Consider the following 15000-nt stretch of genomic DNA (forward strand, 5'->3'; position numbering starts at 1 on the left):
CCTTTCGCTACGCTAGCCGCTTGGGCTACTAAAGCTAGCCTCTACGAGGCAGAAGTTAAATTTTAGCTGTGATGGCTTCCGCAGTGAATCCAAATTTTTCAAACAATTTATCGGCAGGTGCACTGGCACCAAATCCGTCCATTGCCACAACGCTGTCGGCAAAACGATACCATTCCAATCCTCGTGCCGCTTCAATCGCAACACGTTTTGTCCCCGGCTTGATAATAGTATCAATGTAACTTTGTGGTTGTTCTAATAAGAGATCAAAACACGGGACACTCACAATATTGGCTGCAATACCGCGAGATAGGAGGAGTTCAGCAGACTCGATTGCTAAACCGACTTCAGAACCCGATGCCATAATGGTAACGGTAGCATTTGGTCGTTCAATCAGCAAGTAACCACCATTTTCAGCATCTCCGTGAACTGCGGATGGGAGCAACGGAAGATTTTGACGTGAACAGACAAATGCTGAGGGTGAGTGTTTCATCGAGAGGGCTTTTTGCCAACATTTGACATTCTCAGCGCCATCTGCAGGGCGGTAAACATAAAAATTCGGCAAGGCTCTGAACTGGCTCAAGTGCTCAATCGGTTGATGAGTAGGGCCGTCTTCACCCACACCGATACTATCATGGGTCCAAATAAAGAAATGCTGGATTCCGCTTAACGCAGCAATACGAGCTGATGGTTTGAGGTAATCGCTGAATACGAAGAAGGTTGCACTAAATGGCATTAGCGGACCGTACAAGGCCATCGCATTGGTGATCGATGCCATCGCATGCTCACGAATACCGAAATGGATATTTTTACCCTTAGGGAAATCGCCCATATTGGTAAGTTCAGTTTTATTCGATGGTCCAAGGTCAGCAGAACCTCCGAGGAACCCTGGAATCGCTTTGGCAATGGCGTTCAAAATAATACCGTTCGTATTACGCGTTGCATCGGCTTTTTCGAAACTAGGCCATTGGATACGACTGAAATCAGGATTCATCAACTGCTCATACGCTTCGTTTTGCTCAGAAAGAGGGAGTTCTTTAAGACGGTGATTCCATTCACGCTCTGCCAAGTCCCCTTTCTCAATCGCACATCGGAAACGTTCCAACACATCCGCATCAACTGCAAAGGTTGCTTCAGGGTCAAACCCTGCCGCAATTTTTGACTCTTTGATCACATCATGTCCCAAAGGTGCTCCGTGGGCATGGTGAGTCCCTTCCATTTTACCACCGCCTTTAGCGATTACGGTATTTGCTATGATAAGTACCGGACGTTTAATGGTTTTAGCTTGAGTCAATGCACTGTCAATCTCATCAAAATTGTGTCCGTCAATCTCCAAAACTGCCCAGTTTTGAGACTCGAAACGATCTCTCATATTTTCACTGAGACTAAGCTCGGTCGATCCCTCGATCGTAATGCAGTTTGAATCGTAAATCAAGACCAGATTATCCAATCCCATATGCCCTGCAATCGAACACGCTTCATAACTAATTCCCTCTTCGAGGTCACCATCACCACACAAACAGTAAACCTTATGATCGATCAATGCTGCCGTTTCTGAGTTTACTTTGTTGCCGACATATGAGGAAGCCATAGCGAAACCGACCGCATTGGCAATTCCTTGTCCCAAAGGTCCGGTTGTAATCTCAATTCCAGCCGTGTGACCGTACTCAGGATGTCCCGGAGTTTTAGAATCAAGCTGACGAAAGTTTTGAAGGTCACTGATCTCCAATCCGTATCCCCAAAGATAATAAAGGGAATAGATCAATCCAGTCCCGTGTCCGCCGGAGAAGACTAAACGGTCACGATTGAGCCATTTTGGATTTTTCGGGTTGTGATTGAGATGTTCAGAGAGAACAACCGCGATATCTGCCAATCCCATCGGAGCGCCCGGATGTCCTGAAGAGGCCTGTTGAACCATGTCTGCCGCTAAAAAGCGGATTGTATCAGCCATTTTTTGGCGTGTTGTATTACTCATCGTTTAGTCCTTGTGTCGGTTAATGTAGTGGTTAAGTGTTGGTGACAACTCACGCTGCAAATTCTCATCAAAACTCATCATTTGTTGGGTAATTTTTTCGGCCAAAACATCCGCTTCTTCCATAGCTTTCTCAAATCCTAATAAAGTGACAAAGCTATTTTTTGCCTGATCGTTATTGGTAGTCTTACCCGCTTGTTCATCATTTTGTGTCACATCTAAAATGTCATCTTGAATCTGAAAAAGCAACCCTAAATCAATCCCAAAATCATATAAAGAGTGCGCAAGATCGTCACGTCCAACAATAAATGCCCCCATTTGTAACGATGCGGCAATGAGTTTCCCCGTTTTGTGAATATGAAGCATTTTCACTTGATCCAATTCTAAACGCTGATTTTCAAAATGGCAATCAATCGCTTGACCCAAAACCATCCCATGCACTCCGCCGTTATAGGCAAGAGAGCGAACCAATTTAACAATCACTCGATCAGAAAGCGGAGCATTGGAAAGGACTTCAAAGGCATAGGTGTTAAGTGCATCACCGGCTAAAATGGCACTCACTTCATCGTATGTTTTGTGGAGAGTTGGAAGACCTCGACGCAAATCGGCATTATCCATAGCGGGAAGATCATCATGAATCAAAGAATAAGTATGGAGCAGTTCAATCGCTAATGCAACCGAATAGGCACTTTGGATTAAAAGCGGGTTATAAGCACCAACGACTCCCAATAAAAGTGCCGGGCGAAACCGTTTTCCGCCACCGATAAGCATTTGATGCAAAGATGACTCGTAATGGGGGTGAAAGCTCTCAACAGTTGGAAGGTGTGAACTTAAAAATGCTTCAAACTGCTCCATTGTTCTCCCACTATTTTTTAGCGAAAGTGTAGCATGAGCGAGCTTATATCTTCTCGATTATGTCGGTGATTGCATTCTCATCATCGACTAATACGACGGTAGGTTTGTAGTTTTCGAGTTCATTATCATTGTATGTGGCATAGGCAACGATAATAATCTTATCACCCTTATGTACTTTACGCGCCGCAGCGCCGTTTAGACAAATATCACGTTGACCGCGCTCACCAAGAATAATATAGGTCGAAAACCGCTCACCGTTATTAATGTTGAGGATTTCCACTTTTTGACCTACACGCATTTTGGAAGCTTCCAAAAGTTCTTCGTCAATCGTGATCGAACCGACGTAATTAAGATTAGCGTCGGTGACCGTAGCACGGTGTATTTTACTGTAGAGCATTTCGATCAACATCGATTAGCGTCCCATCTGCTTCATCATGTCAGCAGGGCTGATTGCCGTATCCCATAGATCAGAGGGAATAACATACTCTTGTACCACTTCACCGCCAATGATATGACGATCGATAATTTCATTGATTTTTTCTTTTGTAAGTCCCGCATACATGACATGTCCCGGTTCTACCAACATAATCGGTCCGACATTACAGCGGTTCATGCATGAAGTACGGATCGGTTGTACGGTTGCAATGAGACCTTTTTGCATCAATGTTTGAGCCAAATGTTGAAACAAATCCTGAGTCTGCGGATTAACACAGCTTGGTTTTGGCATGCCCGGAGGGGAACTTTGTTCACATTTGAAAATATAAAACGCCGGTTGTGGGATACCCATCTACTACATCCTTGAAATCAGTGTGCTTTTGACACCGCAAATTAATAACGGTATTATAGCCAAATCCTACCAGTGCATATTAAGCTCCAGTAAGCAACTTGTCGGTTTAAATCTCTTTTAACAACTCACGGGCTACGACGCGATCATCAAACGGGAGATGTTGATCGTAAATGATCTGAGAGGTTTCATCCCCTTTTCCTAGAATCAAAACCACTTCATCGCCGCTACGCTCTTTAAGTGCTTGAGCAATTGCAGCTCTGCGATTAACATCAACAAAAATATTCGATCTATCTTCAATCCCTGCCAAAATATCTTCGATAATGGCATCTGGGTCTTCAAAGCGGGGATTATCACTCGTTACATACACTTTTTTAGCATACGTACTCGCGACTCGTCCCATCAATGGTCGCTTTGTCCGATCACGATCACCGCCTGCACCGAAAACGACCAATACCTCTTTCTCTTTAAGGGCATTGAGTACCTGTTCCATCCCATCAGGAGTATGGGCAAAATCAACAATCACAAGAGGAGATTCGCTAACCACCTCCATACGTCCGCTTACACCGCCGAAATTTTCAACCGCATCGGCAATTTTTTCCAGACTTTCGTTGCTTACCAAATGAACCGCTGCCATTGCCGCAGTAATATTATAGAGATTAAAAAAGCCGTGCAACGAAGTAACAAACGGAACGTGATCTTCGAAATGTTTCATTACGCCGCTTACACCGTTATTCAGAGAATACGCAATAATTTTATAGGTAGCCGGATTTTCGACTCCATACGTAAAGGCATTTTTGAAATTAAACTCAGCCTTGGGTTCATCTTTGTTAATCAGCTTTTTCGTCTCATCTTGGAAAAAGAGATTTTTAATCCGTGTATATTCTTCGATACTTGCATGATAATCGAGATGATCTTGAGTGATGTTGGTTAAGATCTTCAATCCGAACGTAATCCCGGCGATCCGCTCTTGTTCGATCGCATGAGAGCTTACTTCCATCACGAAATACTCACACCCTGAAGCTATTGCGTGTGCCATATGACGATAGGTATTGAGTACGCTCGGGGTCGTAAGCGTTTTCCCCTCCATCGGCGCATCATTCATAAAAAAGCCGCGCGTACCCTGCATGGCTGCTTTGTGTCCCAAATCAAGCAATAACGAATAAATAGCACTCGCGGTTGTCGTTTTCCCGTTCGTTCCGGTAATACCGATAACACAGATGCGATCCAATCCAAAAAGTCTCCAGCATTCCTCTGGGGCGATTATTGAGTGAGCCCCACGGGAAAGAGCATCCTCTTTGTACTTCTCATTTTGCTTTGTCAGTAAAAAAGCACATTCACTGTTGCAATCGCTTGAATTTTCACTAATGAATCGATAAGGCTGACCTTCAATCTCAATTTTCAATGCTTTTCCCCTTGGCTAAACGACGTAACAAATTGCGAAGCTGTCGATCATTCGGATAGACACCAAGAGCACTTTCCAAATAACTCAGTGCCATCTCTTTGTACCCATGATCGATCAGATTATCCAAAAAATCAACAAAATCTTCTTTCTCGGTAATAATGACACGCGTTGAGAACATAATGTTTTCAAAAATTCGGTTAAAATCATTTTCACTCTCAACCAACTCTTTAAACTCTGTGTACATAATACCGTCTTCATATGCCAAACGCTGTTTTACGGTCTCATCAAACAATCCGGACAACTGATCCAATGTTCCGTCCATTGTCTGTAAAATTTCAGAAATTACCGTATCCGCCGTTTCGACATCTTCACTGCGCAAAATTGTATAGTAATCAAACAATGCTTCCCCGGCACTTTCACCGCCCATAGCCATGTCAGATAAAATCGCACCGTTGTAGGCCTCTTTAGAATCAGGGTGGTCTTTAAGTGCTAATGAATAATCACGTAAAGCTTCAGTGTACTGACCCGCCAAAAAATGTTCATTTGCTTGCTTGAGGGTTTTAGATAAGGTAATGGTTTTCATAGATATCCCTCCTATGTATTATTCTAATATCGGCTCAATGATGTGAAATTATAATGCGTCGATTTGATGTTCCATACCCTGCGGTACGTTAATGACATTTAATTCTGGATGGATATCCATCCGCAATTGACGTTCAACACCGTATTTTAGTGTATTACCGCTGCTTGAACATCCAATGCACGCACCTTGTAATTGTACATATATTGTTCCATTCTTAACTGTAAGAAATGCTATATCACCGCCGTCCAACGCTAGGCTCGGACGAATTTTATCAATGACACTGCGAACCGGCTGTATCAATTCTTCATCGCTAAATGGAATCATAGTTATTGTACCTTTAAATAAACGCTCTAATATTGTGTTATGGTATAAAAAATGCTCTTTACATGCACTAATGGGAAAAGGGTAGTTTTAGAGCGAAGCTCGATTTAAGGGGGAGGTATTGAACTCGTTAAACGAGTTCAATGTACGCCATTGGTGTAGCATCACCACGACGAATGCGAGTTTTAACGATACGAGTATACCCACCGTTACGCTCAGTATATTTAGGAGCAACTTCATTCATAAGTTGTTTCGTTGCTTCTTTGTTTTGTAATACAGCGAACACAGAACGGTGAGCGTTTGCATCACCTGTACGTGCAGTTGTAATCAATTTTTCAGCAAATGAACGAAGTTCTTTTGCTTTCATCAACGTAGTTTCGATTTTACCGTGTTCAATCAACGCAATGCTAAGGTTGGTCAACAAAGCTTCACGATGTGCGCTCGTTCGACCTAGCTTGCGGTATCCGTGACGATGTCTCATGAGATACTTCCTATAATAGTTTAAAGCTTATTCAGCTTCGATTTTCTTTTTAATTGCGCTGATCAATTCATCAGCCAAGTCTTGCCCGACAGTATAACCGTACTCAGTGATTTTTTCTAAAATCTCTTCAAACGATTTCTTACCAAGGTTTTTCACTTCTTTCAAATCATTTTGGCTCATCATTACGATTTCACCGATGTATTTGATGTTAGAGCGATCCAAACAGTTGAAGCTGCGTGCACTTAAACCAAGATCTTCAATACGAGCACCCAAACGTTTAAGCTCAGGATGCTCATCATTGCGCTCAGTTGCCGCAGGAGTTTTAATGCTCACTTCGCTGTTGAATACCGCCATTTGTGCGTACATAACTTCCAATGCGTTTTTAAACGCATCTACCGGAGAGATTTGTCCGTCAGTAACAATGTTAATTACTACTTTTTCAAAATTCGGGTTATCTTCAACCAATACGTTCTCAATAGCATAAGTTGCACGGCGAACCGGTGTAAAATACGCATCAAGAGCGATGTAGCCATCACTTAATACATCCCGTACATCTTCACTCGGTGCATAACCGATACCCTGATGAATTTTAACGGTGAAAGTTAACGTCGCATCTTCATTCAACGTTGCCAAAAATGAATTTGGCGTTACCACTTCGACATCGTCATTATCCAAATCACGTCCATGAATTTCACAAGGGCCTGCGAAACTGTAAGTGATCTCTTTCTCTTTGAGTCCGTTTTTCAATTTGAAACGAACACCTTTGAGGTTAATGATGAAATCCGAAATGTCTTCGAGCATACCGCGAACAGAGTCGAACTCATGTTTAGCACCCTCAATTTTAATACCGATCGGCGCGTATCCAACCGAACTGCTTAGCAAAAAGCGGCGAAGTGGATGAGCGAGTGAAACCGCGAATCCGGTTTCAAACGGATAGGCGATAATATTCGCTTCGTTCGCGCTGATTTGCTCGACGACAAACTCTTTCGGAAGAAGCGGTGATGTCTTAATTTTTTTCATGCTGAACGCCCTTTCTTTAATGATTATTTCGAGTAAAGCTCGACGATTAGACGTTCTTCAACTGGGATAACAACCTCTTCACGCTCTGGAAGACGTGTGAAAATACCGAACGCTTTATCTTGATCGATGTCAACCCATGCCGCAAGACCGGTTTGGTTGGTCAACTCAATTGCACGAACGATTTGGTTGTTCTTTTTACTTTTCTCGTGAATTTCCACTTTTTGACCCGGTTTTACACGGTAAGATGGAATATCAACACGTTTGCCGTCAACCAATACGTGACCGTGGTTTACCAATTGGCGTGCAAAACGACGAGTCGTTGCAAATCCCATACGGTAAACAACGTTGTCAAGACGTTGCTCAAGAAGCATTACCAAGTTTGTACCGGTGTTACCTGTACGACGCTTTGCTTCACCGAACAATGAACGCATTTGTTTTTCGCTCAAACCGTACATGAATTTCGCTTTTTGTTTTTCGCGAAGCTGTGTACCGTATTCAGAAATTTTTGTACGGCGTTGACCGTGCTGTCCTGGTCCGTAAGGACGTTTGTCAAGGGCACTTTTACCTGCAAGACGACGCTCACCTTTTAAACCAAGACTTACACCGAATCTTCTTTCGATTTTTTCTACGGGTCCTCTATATCTTGCCATTGCTAAACTCCTTAGACTCGTCGGCGCTTAGGCGCACGACATCCATTGTGTGGTAGTGGAGTAACGTCTTTCATGAAAGAAACACGGAGACCTTCGATCGCACCAACACTTTTAACTGCTGTTTCACGGCCAGAACCTGGACCTTGAACTTTAATTCCCACTTCTTTAATTCCGTGGACCATTGCTTTTTCGAGCGCAGACTCTACTGCTTGTTGCGCAGCAAACGGAGTTGACTTTTTAGAACCTTTGAAACCAAGGGCACCAGCCGAACTCCATGCGATCATATTACCCATTTCATCTGTTACCGTTACAAGGGTATTGTTGAATGAAGCCAAGATATGTACGATACCTCGAGCAATATTCTTCTTTACGATTTTTTTACGGGTTGCTTTTCTTTTTGCCATACTCTAATCCCTTACTTTGTGGCTGAGCCGACGGTTTTCTTTTTACCTTTGCGTGTACGAGCATTGGTTTTGGTTTTTTGACCACGGCATGGGAGACCTTTACGGTGACGAAGACCACGGTAAGAACCAAGATCCATCAACGCTTTAATATCCATAGCAACTTGTTTACGAAGGTCACCCTCTACAGCAATACCGCTGTTTCGGATTTCTTTAGCGATTGTTGCCGCTTCATCTTCGCTGAGTTCGAATACACGCTTGTTGTAATCGAGTCCAGTAGCATCCAAAATTTTGCGTGAAGTATGTAAACCGATACCATAGATATAAGTTAATGCATATTCCAAACGTTTTTTCTTAGGTAAGTCCACACCAGCAATACGTGCCATGCTTATCCTTGTCTCTGTTTATGTTTTGGGGTTTTGCAGATTACGCGAACGACCCCTTTGCGCTTGATGATTTTACAATCGTCGCACATTTTCTTCACTGAAGAACGTACTTTCATCGGTAGGCTCCGTTGATTTAAATCACTTGCTTTTCGTAGGTGAGATTGATCGCACCAATACTTGTAACTACGGCTTAACGCAGTTAGAAACATTCAATTCTATTTGTCCGAAAGGGCAAAGTGGACGCGTATATTACAGTAATTAAGGTTAAATTTTTATTAAGGTATAAAATAGAAATGTGATTTGAATTGTGGCTACACAATTCGAATCATAAATGGAGATTCTAAAACGGCATCTAATCTTTCAAGTTGCGTCATAAGAGCATGTATCGAGCGTTCGGTTGCTTCGTGAGTTGCAAACAACAAATGAGCACATTCGCTCTCGGATGGACGCTGAATAACCGCTTCGATCGAAATAGAGTGATCAGCAAAAAGGCTTGTGATTTGTGCCAATATTCCCGGTTTATCCGATACACGGAGACGAAGATAATATTTGGAACGGATATCGTCTTGATTTTTGAGATGTAACCCTTCTTCGAGCGGATGATTAAACCCGAGCATCGGCGAACGCTTGCCGGAGCGGACGATATCGATGATATTGGCAACTACTGCACTCGCTGTCGCATTGCCGCCCGCACCCGGACCGTAATAAAGGGTTTCACCGACACGATCACCGACGACACTGATCCCGTTCATAACACCGTCAATCTTGGCAATCATTGCACCTTCATCAACCAACGCCGCATGGACACGAAGTTCTACTTCATCCCCTTCTCGTTTGGCGATCCCCAAGAGCTTAATCGTATAACCGAACTCTTTAGCGAATGCAATGTCCGCAGGGGTGATCCCCTCGATCCCCTCAATCAGAATCTCTTCGGGTTTGGCATCGATACCGTACGCAATCGATGCCAAAATGAGCAGTTTGTGGGCTGCATCAAATCCGCCGATATCAAATGTCGGATCGGCTTCGGCATACCCAAGACGCTGCGCTTCGGCTAAAACCTCAGAAAAGGGAGTCCCCTCGCTCATCATTTTGGTCAGCATAAAATTACACGTTCCGTTCATAATCCCCATGATGGAGAGGATATGATTGGCAGAGAGACCATCACGAAGAGCATTAATGATCGGAATACCGCCGGCAACGCTTGCTTCAAATTCAAAGGGAATATCTCCGGCGATGTCTTGAAGTTCATAACGGTGATAGGCCAAAAGGGCTTTATTCGCCGTCACCACCGCTTTACCGTTCTGAAGTGCTTTTTTAACAATTTCAAGAGGAAGTTCTACCCCTCCCATCAATTCGACCACAATGTCTATTTCAGGATCATCAACAATATCATAGGGATTTTGCGAAAGGGCAATTGACAGATCGGATACTTTGGAAAGATCACGTACCACTCCGCTTTTAACAATTATCTCATCGCCTGAACGGGCTGCAATGATGGTTTTGTTCTCTTCGAGTATCTGAACAACAGCGCGCCCTACCGTACCGACACCGATAACACCGACACGTGTCACTCGTGAGCCTTACCATTCAATGTGTTCAAGAACTGCTTGATATTTTTAGCGGCTTGACGGATTCGTTTGTCATTTTCAATCAATGCGATACGGACATACTCATCGCCGTAATCCCCAAAGCCGATTCCCGGTGCAACGGCTACGTTCGCTTCGACCAATAAACGTTTTGAAAATTCAAGGCTTCCCATATGAATGGCACATTCAGGAATTTTAGCCCACACAAACATCGATGCTTGATTACGGCGCAAAGGCCATCCTGCACGGTTGAATGCATCAATCAATACATCTTGACGATGGTCATACTTGTCAGTAATCTCTTGAACACACGTTTGATCACCATTAAGCGCAATAGTTGCCGCTACTTGAATCGGGGTGAACATACCGTAATCCAACCAACTCTTGATTTTTTGAAGCGCACCGATGAGCTTTGGATTTCCGACAAAAAAACCGACACGCCATCCCGCCATGTTGTAACTTTTGGAGAGAGTGAAACTCTCAACAGCAACGTCTTTTGCTCCAGGAACCGACATAATCGATGGTGTTTTATAGCCATCGAACGTCAAATCACCGTACGCGATATCACTGATAATATAGAACCGTTCGCGCTTTGCCATCTCGACGATACGAGTATAAAATTCCGGAGTTACGGTCGCCGTTGTCGGGTTGTGAGGAAAATTCACGACGACATACTTTGGTTTAGGAAACGATACATGAAACGCCTCTTCCAAACGTTCAAAAAAGAGATCTTCGTCCACTTTATAATCTTCATCAAAAGGGAGTTTCATCTTTTGAACGTTTCCGCCGGCTAGAATAAAAGCATACGAATGGATCGGATAGGTTGGGTCAGGAACAACTGCCACATCTCCCGGATTGGTAATTGCATAGGCGAGGTGAGCATATCCCTCTTTCGATCCCATTGTTGCAACGGTTTCCGTATCGGGATCAAGATCAACGTCATAACGACGTTTGTACCAATCACAAATTGCTTGGCGAAGTTTCGGAATCCCTTTGGAAACCGAATAACCATGCGTTTTGGTTTTTTCTGCCGACTCAACCAATTTTTTGCGGATATGTTCCGGGGTATCACCGTCTGGATTTCCCATACTGAAATCGATAACGTCGGCACCGGCACGACGGCGAGCCATTTTCAGCTCATTTACTTCAGCAAATACGTATTTTGGAAGGCGTTTAATCCGGTCAAATTGGATTTCATCAAACATGGCTACAACCTGTGATTAAAAAATTGCGCCATTTTAACATAAGAGGCTTAGTTTAACTATAATACTCTCACTTATCGTCCGGGGCTCATCGACTCAATCCATGTCCCCTCTTTGAGAACTTTCATCCCCTGTGCGTTAGATACTTTGAGATAATAGCTCCCTTTTGGAAGCTCAAATTGAAGTTCTTCTTTGGGTTCCGTCGAGCGAAATGAAGAGAGTACTTGCATAGAAACATCCAAAACAGCAATATCGGGATACCATTTACCGGTATAAGGGGGCTCAATGCGGATATTCTGCCCCTCTTCAACACGAAACCATTGCGGTGTGTTGACACGTTTTAATTCAGATCCCTCATCACTTCCAAGTAAAGGAGTATTCCAAAGAGCCTTTTGGGTGTCGAGGGTTAAGATCAGCCCTTTATCATCCATATGCGCACGTTCGATTTTTATTCCCTGCTCTTTGAGGTTTTCTCCCAATGCAGGAGGGTTGAACGCTTTATTCCCGATTGCAGTACCCAGAAGCTTTCCTGAACCGCTTTCAACAATGAACGTATCAACCTCAAATTTATAGCCTATGGCATTAAAGGCCTGCATAATTGTCCGTACACTTACCGTCGGTTCACCTGTAAACACTATCTCGGTATTCACGGATGAACCAAAAAGGAGAAACGGGAAACACACAAGGGGTGCGAAATGTTTCATTGGGCTGAGCTTACCAGTTTTTTCCGCCGTTGCGTTCAATGAATTCATCTTTAGTGATTTGTTTTAAAACACCGTTTTCACAAATAAATCGAACCGTCTCTTTCTCTGTTAAAACCGTTTTCCCGCCTGAAGAGTCAAGCTCAACCCTCCCATGTCCTAAAAAGATCAACCAGTTTTTAGCGGTGTCAATCATAATAGGCTCAGCCGTAATGTTTTGAACCCTCTCGCCCGTTGCCATATCAATCATCCCGTACCACACTTTATATGTCGGGCGGATCGTAACCACTTTACCGGAAGCTATCGTCGGTGAAACACCTGGCTTCGTTTGGTTTGCTTCTACCGCCAAAGGAGCAGCCGTAACGTTCGTCTCATTGGCATCACTTAGATTTACATCCTGCATCTCATCCACAACACTAACTGCCAAGGTCGTAAGCTGCATCACCTCTTCACGAGGTTCTGTTGACATTTTTCCTTGTAAAAAATATCCGGCTCCCATTAAAATGAGAATTAAAACGATTCCTGCCATAACCCACTTTGGTTTGGAGTTGGAAACGGATTGCAAAATGACCGATTGTTTTGGGGCGAGCAACGGTGCGTGGTTTTGACTAAACTCTATATACTCTTCTTTGATATCATTGAGATCAATACCGTATTCACGTTCCAAAATTGAGAGGTATCCCATGAATTGAACCCGCCCGATCTCTCCGTAGGACTTAGTCAGAACCAACTCTACTTTATCACGGGAAATATGGGTTCGTTCATGAATTTTCTCTGTTCCCAGAGCCTGTAAATCTTCAAACGTGTTACATTTCATCTCATTCTCTCCATCAAGATTGCGCCGGCAACACCGACATTTAAAGAATCAAAATCATGCGCCATCGGAATCGAAATGCCGACATCAAGACTTTTCTGGACTCGGCCGCTAAGTCCTTCTCCCTCATTTCCCAAAACCAAAGCGCGTTTCGAGGCAAACGCCGTTTGCCGTATATCCTCTCCATCCATAACAGCACCGTATATCTGAAAACCTGATTGTTTCAATTCATGCAATACGTCATGAATATTATGAATAATAACGAGAGGCATATCGAGTGCTGCACCACTGCTGGTACGAATCATCGGTTCCAGATTCGGCTCTTTAATGCCACTAATAACAATCGCATCAACCCCTAATGCATACGCACTTCGAATGAGTGAGCCAATATTCCCCATATCGGTGATCGAACTAAGGATCACCACAAAATCGCATTTCTTCAAAAAGGGAGAAGCATAAGGGACAATCTGAGAAATATCGGCAATAAAGCCTTGATGATTTCCCCCTTTGACCATGGCCTGAGCCGCTTGTTCGGGGATCCTTTTGATCTCAAAACCCATTTTCATGAGTGCCGAATACTCTTTTTTCTCGACTTCTTTAGCCAGATAAAGGGTCTTGATACGATCCCTGTGACGTTCTAGTGCGTAGTAAACCGGTTGTTTTCCATAAATAAGCATACGTTATTTTACCTTTATGTGTTTAAGAGACGCTGATAGCACTCTTTGGGATTTTCACCCGTAATTTTGGCGATCAGTTTGGATGCCGCTTTTTTCGGAATATCCAGTGCTAAGATATCTTGTTCGCTCAAAGAAGAGCTTTTTCCCTGTGAAGCTTCAATCACCACAACCCATTCCCCTCGAATCTCTTTATCCATTTGAGAGATAAGTTCCGTCGCTTTTCCTCGGTAAAACCGCTGAAATTTTTTCGTTAGCTCTTTAGCCAAAAAAACATTCCGATCCGGTACGGCAACGGCTATTTCGGATAAAAGTTTCTCCAACCGAGTCGGTGCCTCATACAATACTGTCGTATAACCGTTATACAATGCCTCTTGCAAAGCAGCTGAACGATCGTTCCCTTTGTGGGGGAGAAAGCCGAAAAAAAGCATTTTGGTTTGGATAAAACCACTCGCTACAAAAGCCGTCAGAACCGCGTTTGCCCCCGGTAAAACATCATAACTAATACCGTGTTCAATACAATAGCTAATCAACATCTGCCCCGGGTCACTGATCCCCGGCATCCCCGCATCGCTCACATAAACGACATTTTGATTAAAAAATTCAGGAGTGAGTTTGGAAATAAAGTCAGCCTCATTGTGCGAATGAAGACTCAAAAATTGCGGTTCCGCAGTCGTAAGATTATGGCGTTCTTTGAGTAAATGAATCAGTTTTTTGGTAACACGGGTATCTTCGCAAAGAATAGTTTGTGCGGTGGATAAAACGTCAAGAGAACGAAGTGAAATATCAGAAATATTTCCGATAGGAGTGGGGACGAGGCTTAGCATAAGAGTGCTCGGTTTCTGCCCCCAAAGAGGCAAAGGTTTAAATTACGAATTTAATGCGTAACGTTTTTTGAATTTATCGATACGGCCGGCAGTATCTACTTGACGCTCAGAACCGGTATAAAACGGGTGACATGCGCTGCAAATATCGACACGGATCGAATCTTTAATGCTGGTTGTAGTAAATTCGTTACCACATGCACAGCTAACTGAACATTCTACGATGTTAGGGTGAAGATCTTTTTTCATAATTTTGCCTTGTGATCGACGGCGTTGTACGTCGGTCGGTATAGTTTTATATCCGTACGGGGGCGGATAATTGGAGGCGAATTATAACGAAAAAT

20 protein-coding genes are annotated in these 15000 nt (G+C 43.5%); all 20 read right to left on the bottom strand.

All coding sequences use genetic code 11. From position 1 onward, the window contains the following. Nucleotides 1–55: 55 nt before the first annotated feature. Nucleotides 56–1972 carry a transketolase gene (tkt, locus tag B649_RS10915; protein ID WP_015654580.1) on the bottom strand — a complete coding sequence of 639 codons (1917 nt, stop codon included), beginning with the start codon at nt 1970–1972 and terminating at the stop codon, nt 56–58. A gap of 3 nt (nt 1973–1975) precedes the next feature. Beyond that, a complete protein-coding gene (locus B649_RS10920; protein ID WP_015654581.1) occupies nt 1976–2824 on the bottom strand; it encodes a polyprenyl synthetase family protein in 849 nt (282 codons plus the stop codon). Nucleotides 2825–2867: 43 nt separating this feature from the next. Further along, entirely contained in the window at nt 2868–3233 is a 366-nt protein-coding gene (gene panD / locus B649_RS10925) for an aspartate 1-decarboxylase (protein WP_015654582.1), read from the bottom strand. A gap of 3 nt (nt 3234–3236) precedes the next feature. After that, the gene (locus B649_RS10930; protein ID WP_015654583.1) at nt 3237–3611 is read right to left on the bottom strand and encodes a (2Fe-2S) ferredoxin domain-containing protein; all 375 of its coding nucleotides are present in this window, start codon (nt 3609–3611) and stop codon (nt 3237–3239) included. Between the two features lie 106 nt (nt 3612–3717). Then, nucleotides 3718–5013 carry a UDP-N-acetylmuramoyl-L-alanyl-D-glutamate--2,6-diaminopimelate ligase gene (locus B649_RS10935; protein WP_015654584.1) on the bottom strand — a complete coding sequence of 432 codons (1296 nt, stop codon included), beginning with the start codon at nt 5011–5013 and terminating at the stop codon, nt 3718–3720. Next, nucleotides 5003–5596 (bottom strand): tetratricopeptide repeat protein, encoded by a 594-nt coding sequence (locus B649_RS10940; RefSeq protein ID WP_015654585.1) that lies wholly within the window; start codon nt 5594–5596, stop codon nt 5003–5005. The genes B649_RS10935 and B649_RS10940 overlap by 11 nt, the downstream gene beginning before the upstream one ends. A 48-nt stretch (nt 5597–5644) precedes the next feature. Then, complete coding sequence (locus tag B649_RS10945; protein WP_015654586.1) at nt 5645–5920, bottom strand: NifU family protein; 276 nt, start codon at nt 5918–5920, stop codon at nt 5645–5647. 127 nt (nt 5921–6047) lie between these two features. Continuing rightward, a complete protein-coding gene (gene rplQ, locus B649_RS10950; protein WP_015654587.1) occupies nt 6048–6398 on the bottom strand; it encodes a 50S ribosomal protein L17 in 351 nt (116 codons plus the stop codon). Nucleotides 6399–6425: 27 nt separating this feature from the next. Next, on the bottom strand, nt 6426–7418 hold the full coding sequence (locus B649_RS10955; protein ID WP_015654588.1) for a DNA-directed RNA polymerase subunit alpha: 993 nt from the start codon (nt 7416–7418) through the stop codon (nt 6426–6428). 23 nt (nt 7419–7441) lie between these two features. Beyond that, on the bottom strand, nt 7442–8068 hold the full coding sequence (gene rpsD / locus B649_RS10960; protein ID WP_013461151.1) for a 30S ribosomal protein S4: 627 nt from the start codon (nt 8066–8068) through the stop codon (nt 7442–7444). 11 nt (nt 8069–8079) lie between these two features. Then, a complete protein-coding gene (gene rpsK / locus B649_RS10965) occupies nt 8080–8472 on the bottom strand; it encodes a 30S ribosomal protein S11 (protein ID WP_015654589.1) in 393 nt (130 codons plus the stop codon). Between the two features lie 11 nt (nt 8473–8483). Beyond that, on the bottom strand, nt 8484–8855 hold the full coding sequence (rpsM, locus tag B649_RS10970) for a 30S ribosomal protein S13 (RefSeq protein WP_015654590.1): 372 nt from the start codon (nt 8853–8855) through the stop codon (nt 8484–8486). Nucleotides 8856–8857: 2 nt separating this feature from the next. Next, nucleotides 8858–8971, bottom strand: a complete 114-nt coding sequence (gene rpmJ / locus B649_RS12660; protein WP_015654591.1) for a 50S ribosomal protein L36 — start codon at nt 8969–8971, stop codon at nt 8858–8860. 195 nt (nt 8972–9166) lie between these two features. Beyond that, nucleotides 9167–10426, bottom strand: coding sequence for a homoserine dehydrogenase (locus B649_RS10975; protein ID WP_015654592.1), 1260 nt, complete (start codon nt 10424–10426; stop codon nt 9167–9169). Then, on the bottom strand, nt 10423–11646 hold the full coding sequence (locus tag B649_RS10980; RefSeq protein ID WP_015654593.1) for an LL-diaminopimelate aminotransferase: 1224 nt from the start codon (nt 11644–11646) through the stop codon (nt 10423–10425). Before B649_RS10980 ends, B649_RS10975 begins: the two co-directional genes overlap by 4 nt. Nucleotides 11647–11717: 71 nt before the next feature. Next, nucleotides 11718–12347 carry a hypothetical protein gene (locus tag B649_RS10985; RefSeq protein WP_291750902.1) on the bottom strand — a complete coding sequence of 210 codons (630 nt, stop codon included), beginning with the start codon at nt 12345–12347 and terminating at the stop codon, nt 11718–11720. 10 nt (nt 12348–12357) lie between these two features. Beyond that, nucleotides 12358–13161 (bottom strand): hypothetical protein, encoded by an 804-nt coding sequence (locus B649_RS10990; protein WP_015654595.1) that lies wholly within the window; start codon nt 13159–13161, stop codon nt 12358–12360. Next, complete coding sequence (rlmB, locus tag B649_RS10995; RefSeq protein WP_015654596.1) at nt 13158–13835, bottom strand: 23S rRNA (guanosine(2251)-2'-O)-methyltransferase RlmB; 678 nt, start codon at nt 13833–13835, stop codon at nt 13158–13160. Before rlmB ends, B649_RS10990 begins: the two co-directional genes overlap by 4 nt. Nucleotides 13836–13849: 14 nt before the next feature. Continuing rightward, the gene (rsmI, locus tag B649_RS11000) at nt 13850–14659 is read right to left on the bottom strand and encodes a 16S rRNA (cytidine(1402)-2'-O)-methyltransferase (protein ID WP_015654597.1); all 810 of its coding nucleotides are present in this window, start codon (nt 14657–14659) and stop codon (nt 13850–13852) included. A gap of 42 nt (nt 14660–14701) precedes the next feature. After that, the gene (gene rpmE, locus B649_RS11005) at nt 14702–14905 is read right to left on the bottom strand and encodes a 50S ribosomal protein L31 (RefSeq protein ID WP_015654598.1); all 204 of its coding nucleotides are present in this window, start codon (nt 14903–14905) and stop codon (nt 14702–14704) included. Nucleotides 14906–15000: the final 95 nt, after the last annotated feature.

Origin of the sequence: Candidatus Sulfuricurvum sp. RIFRC-1, from assembly GCF_000310245.1 — a bacterium.
Lineage (GTDB): Bacteria > Campylobacterota > Campylobacteria > Campylobacterales > Sulfurimonadaceae > Sulfuricurvum.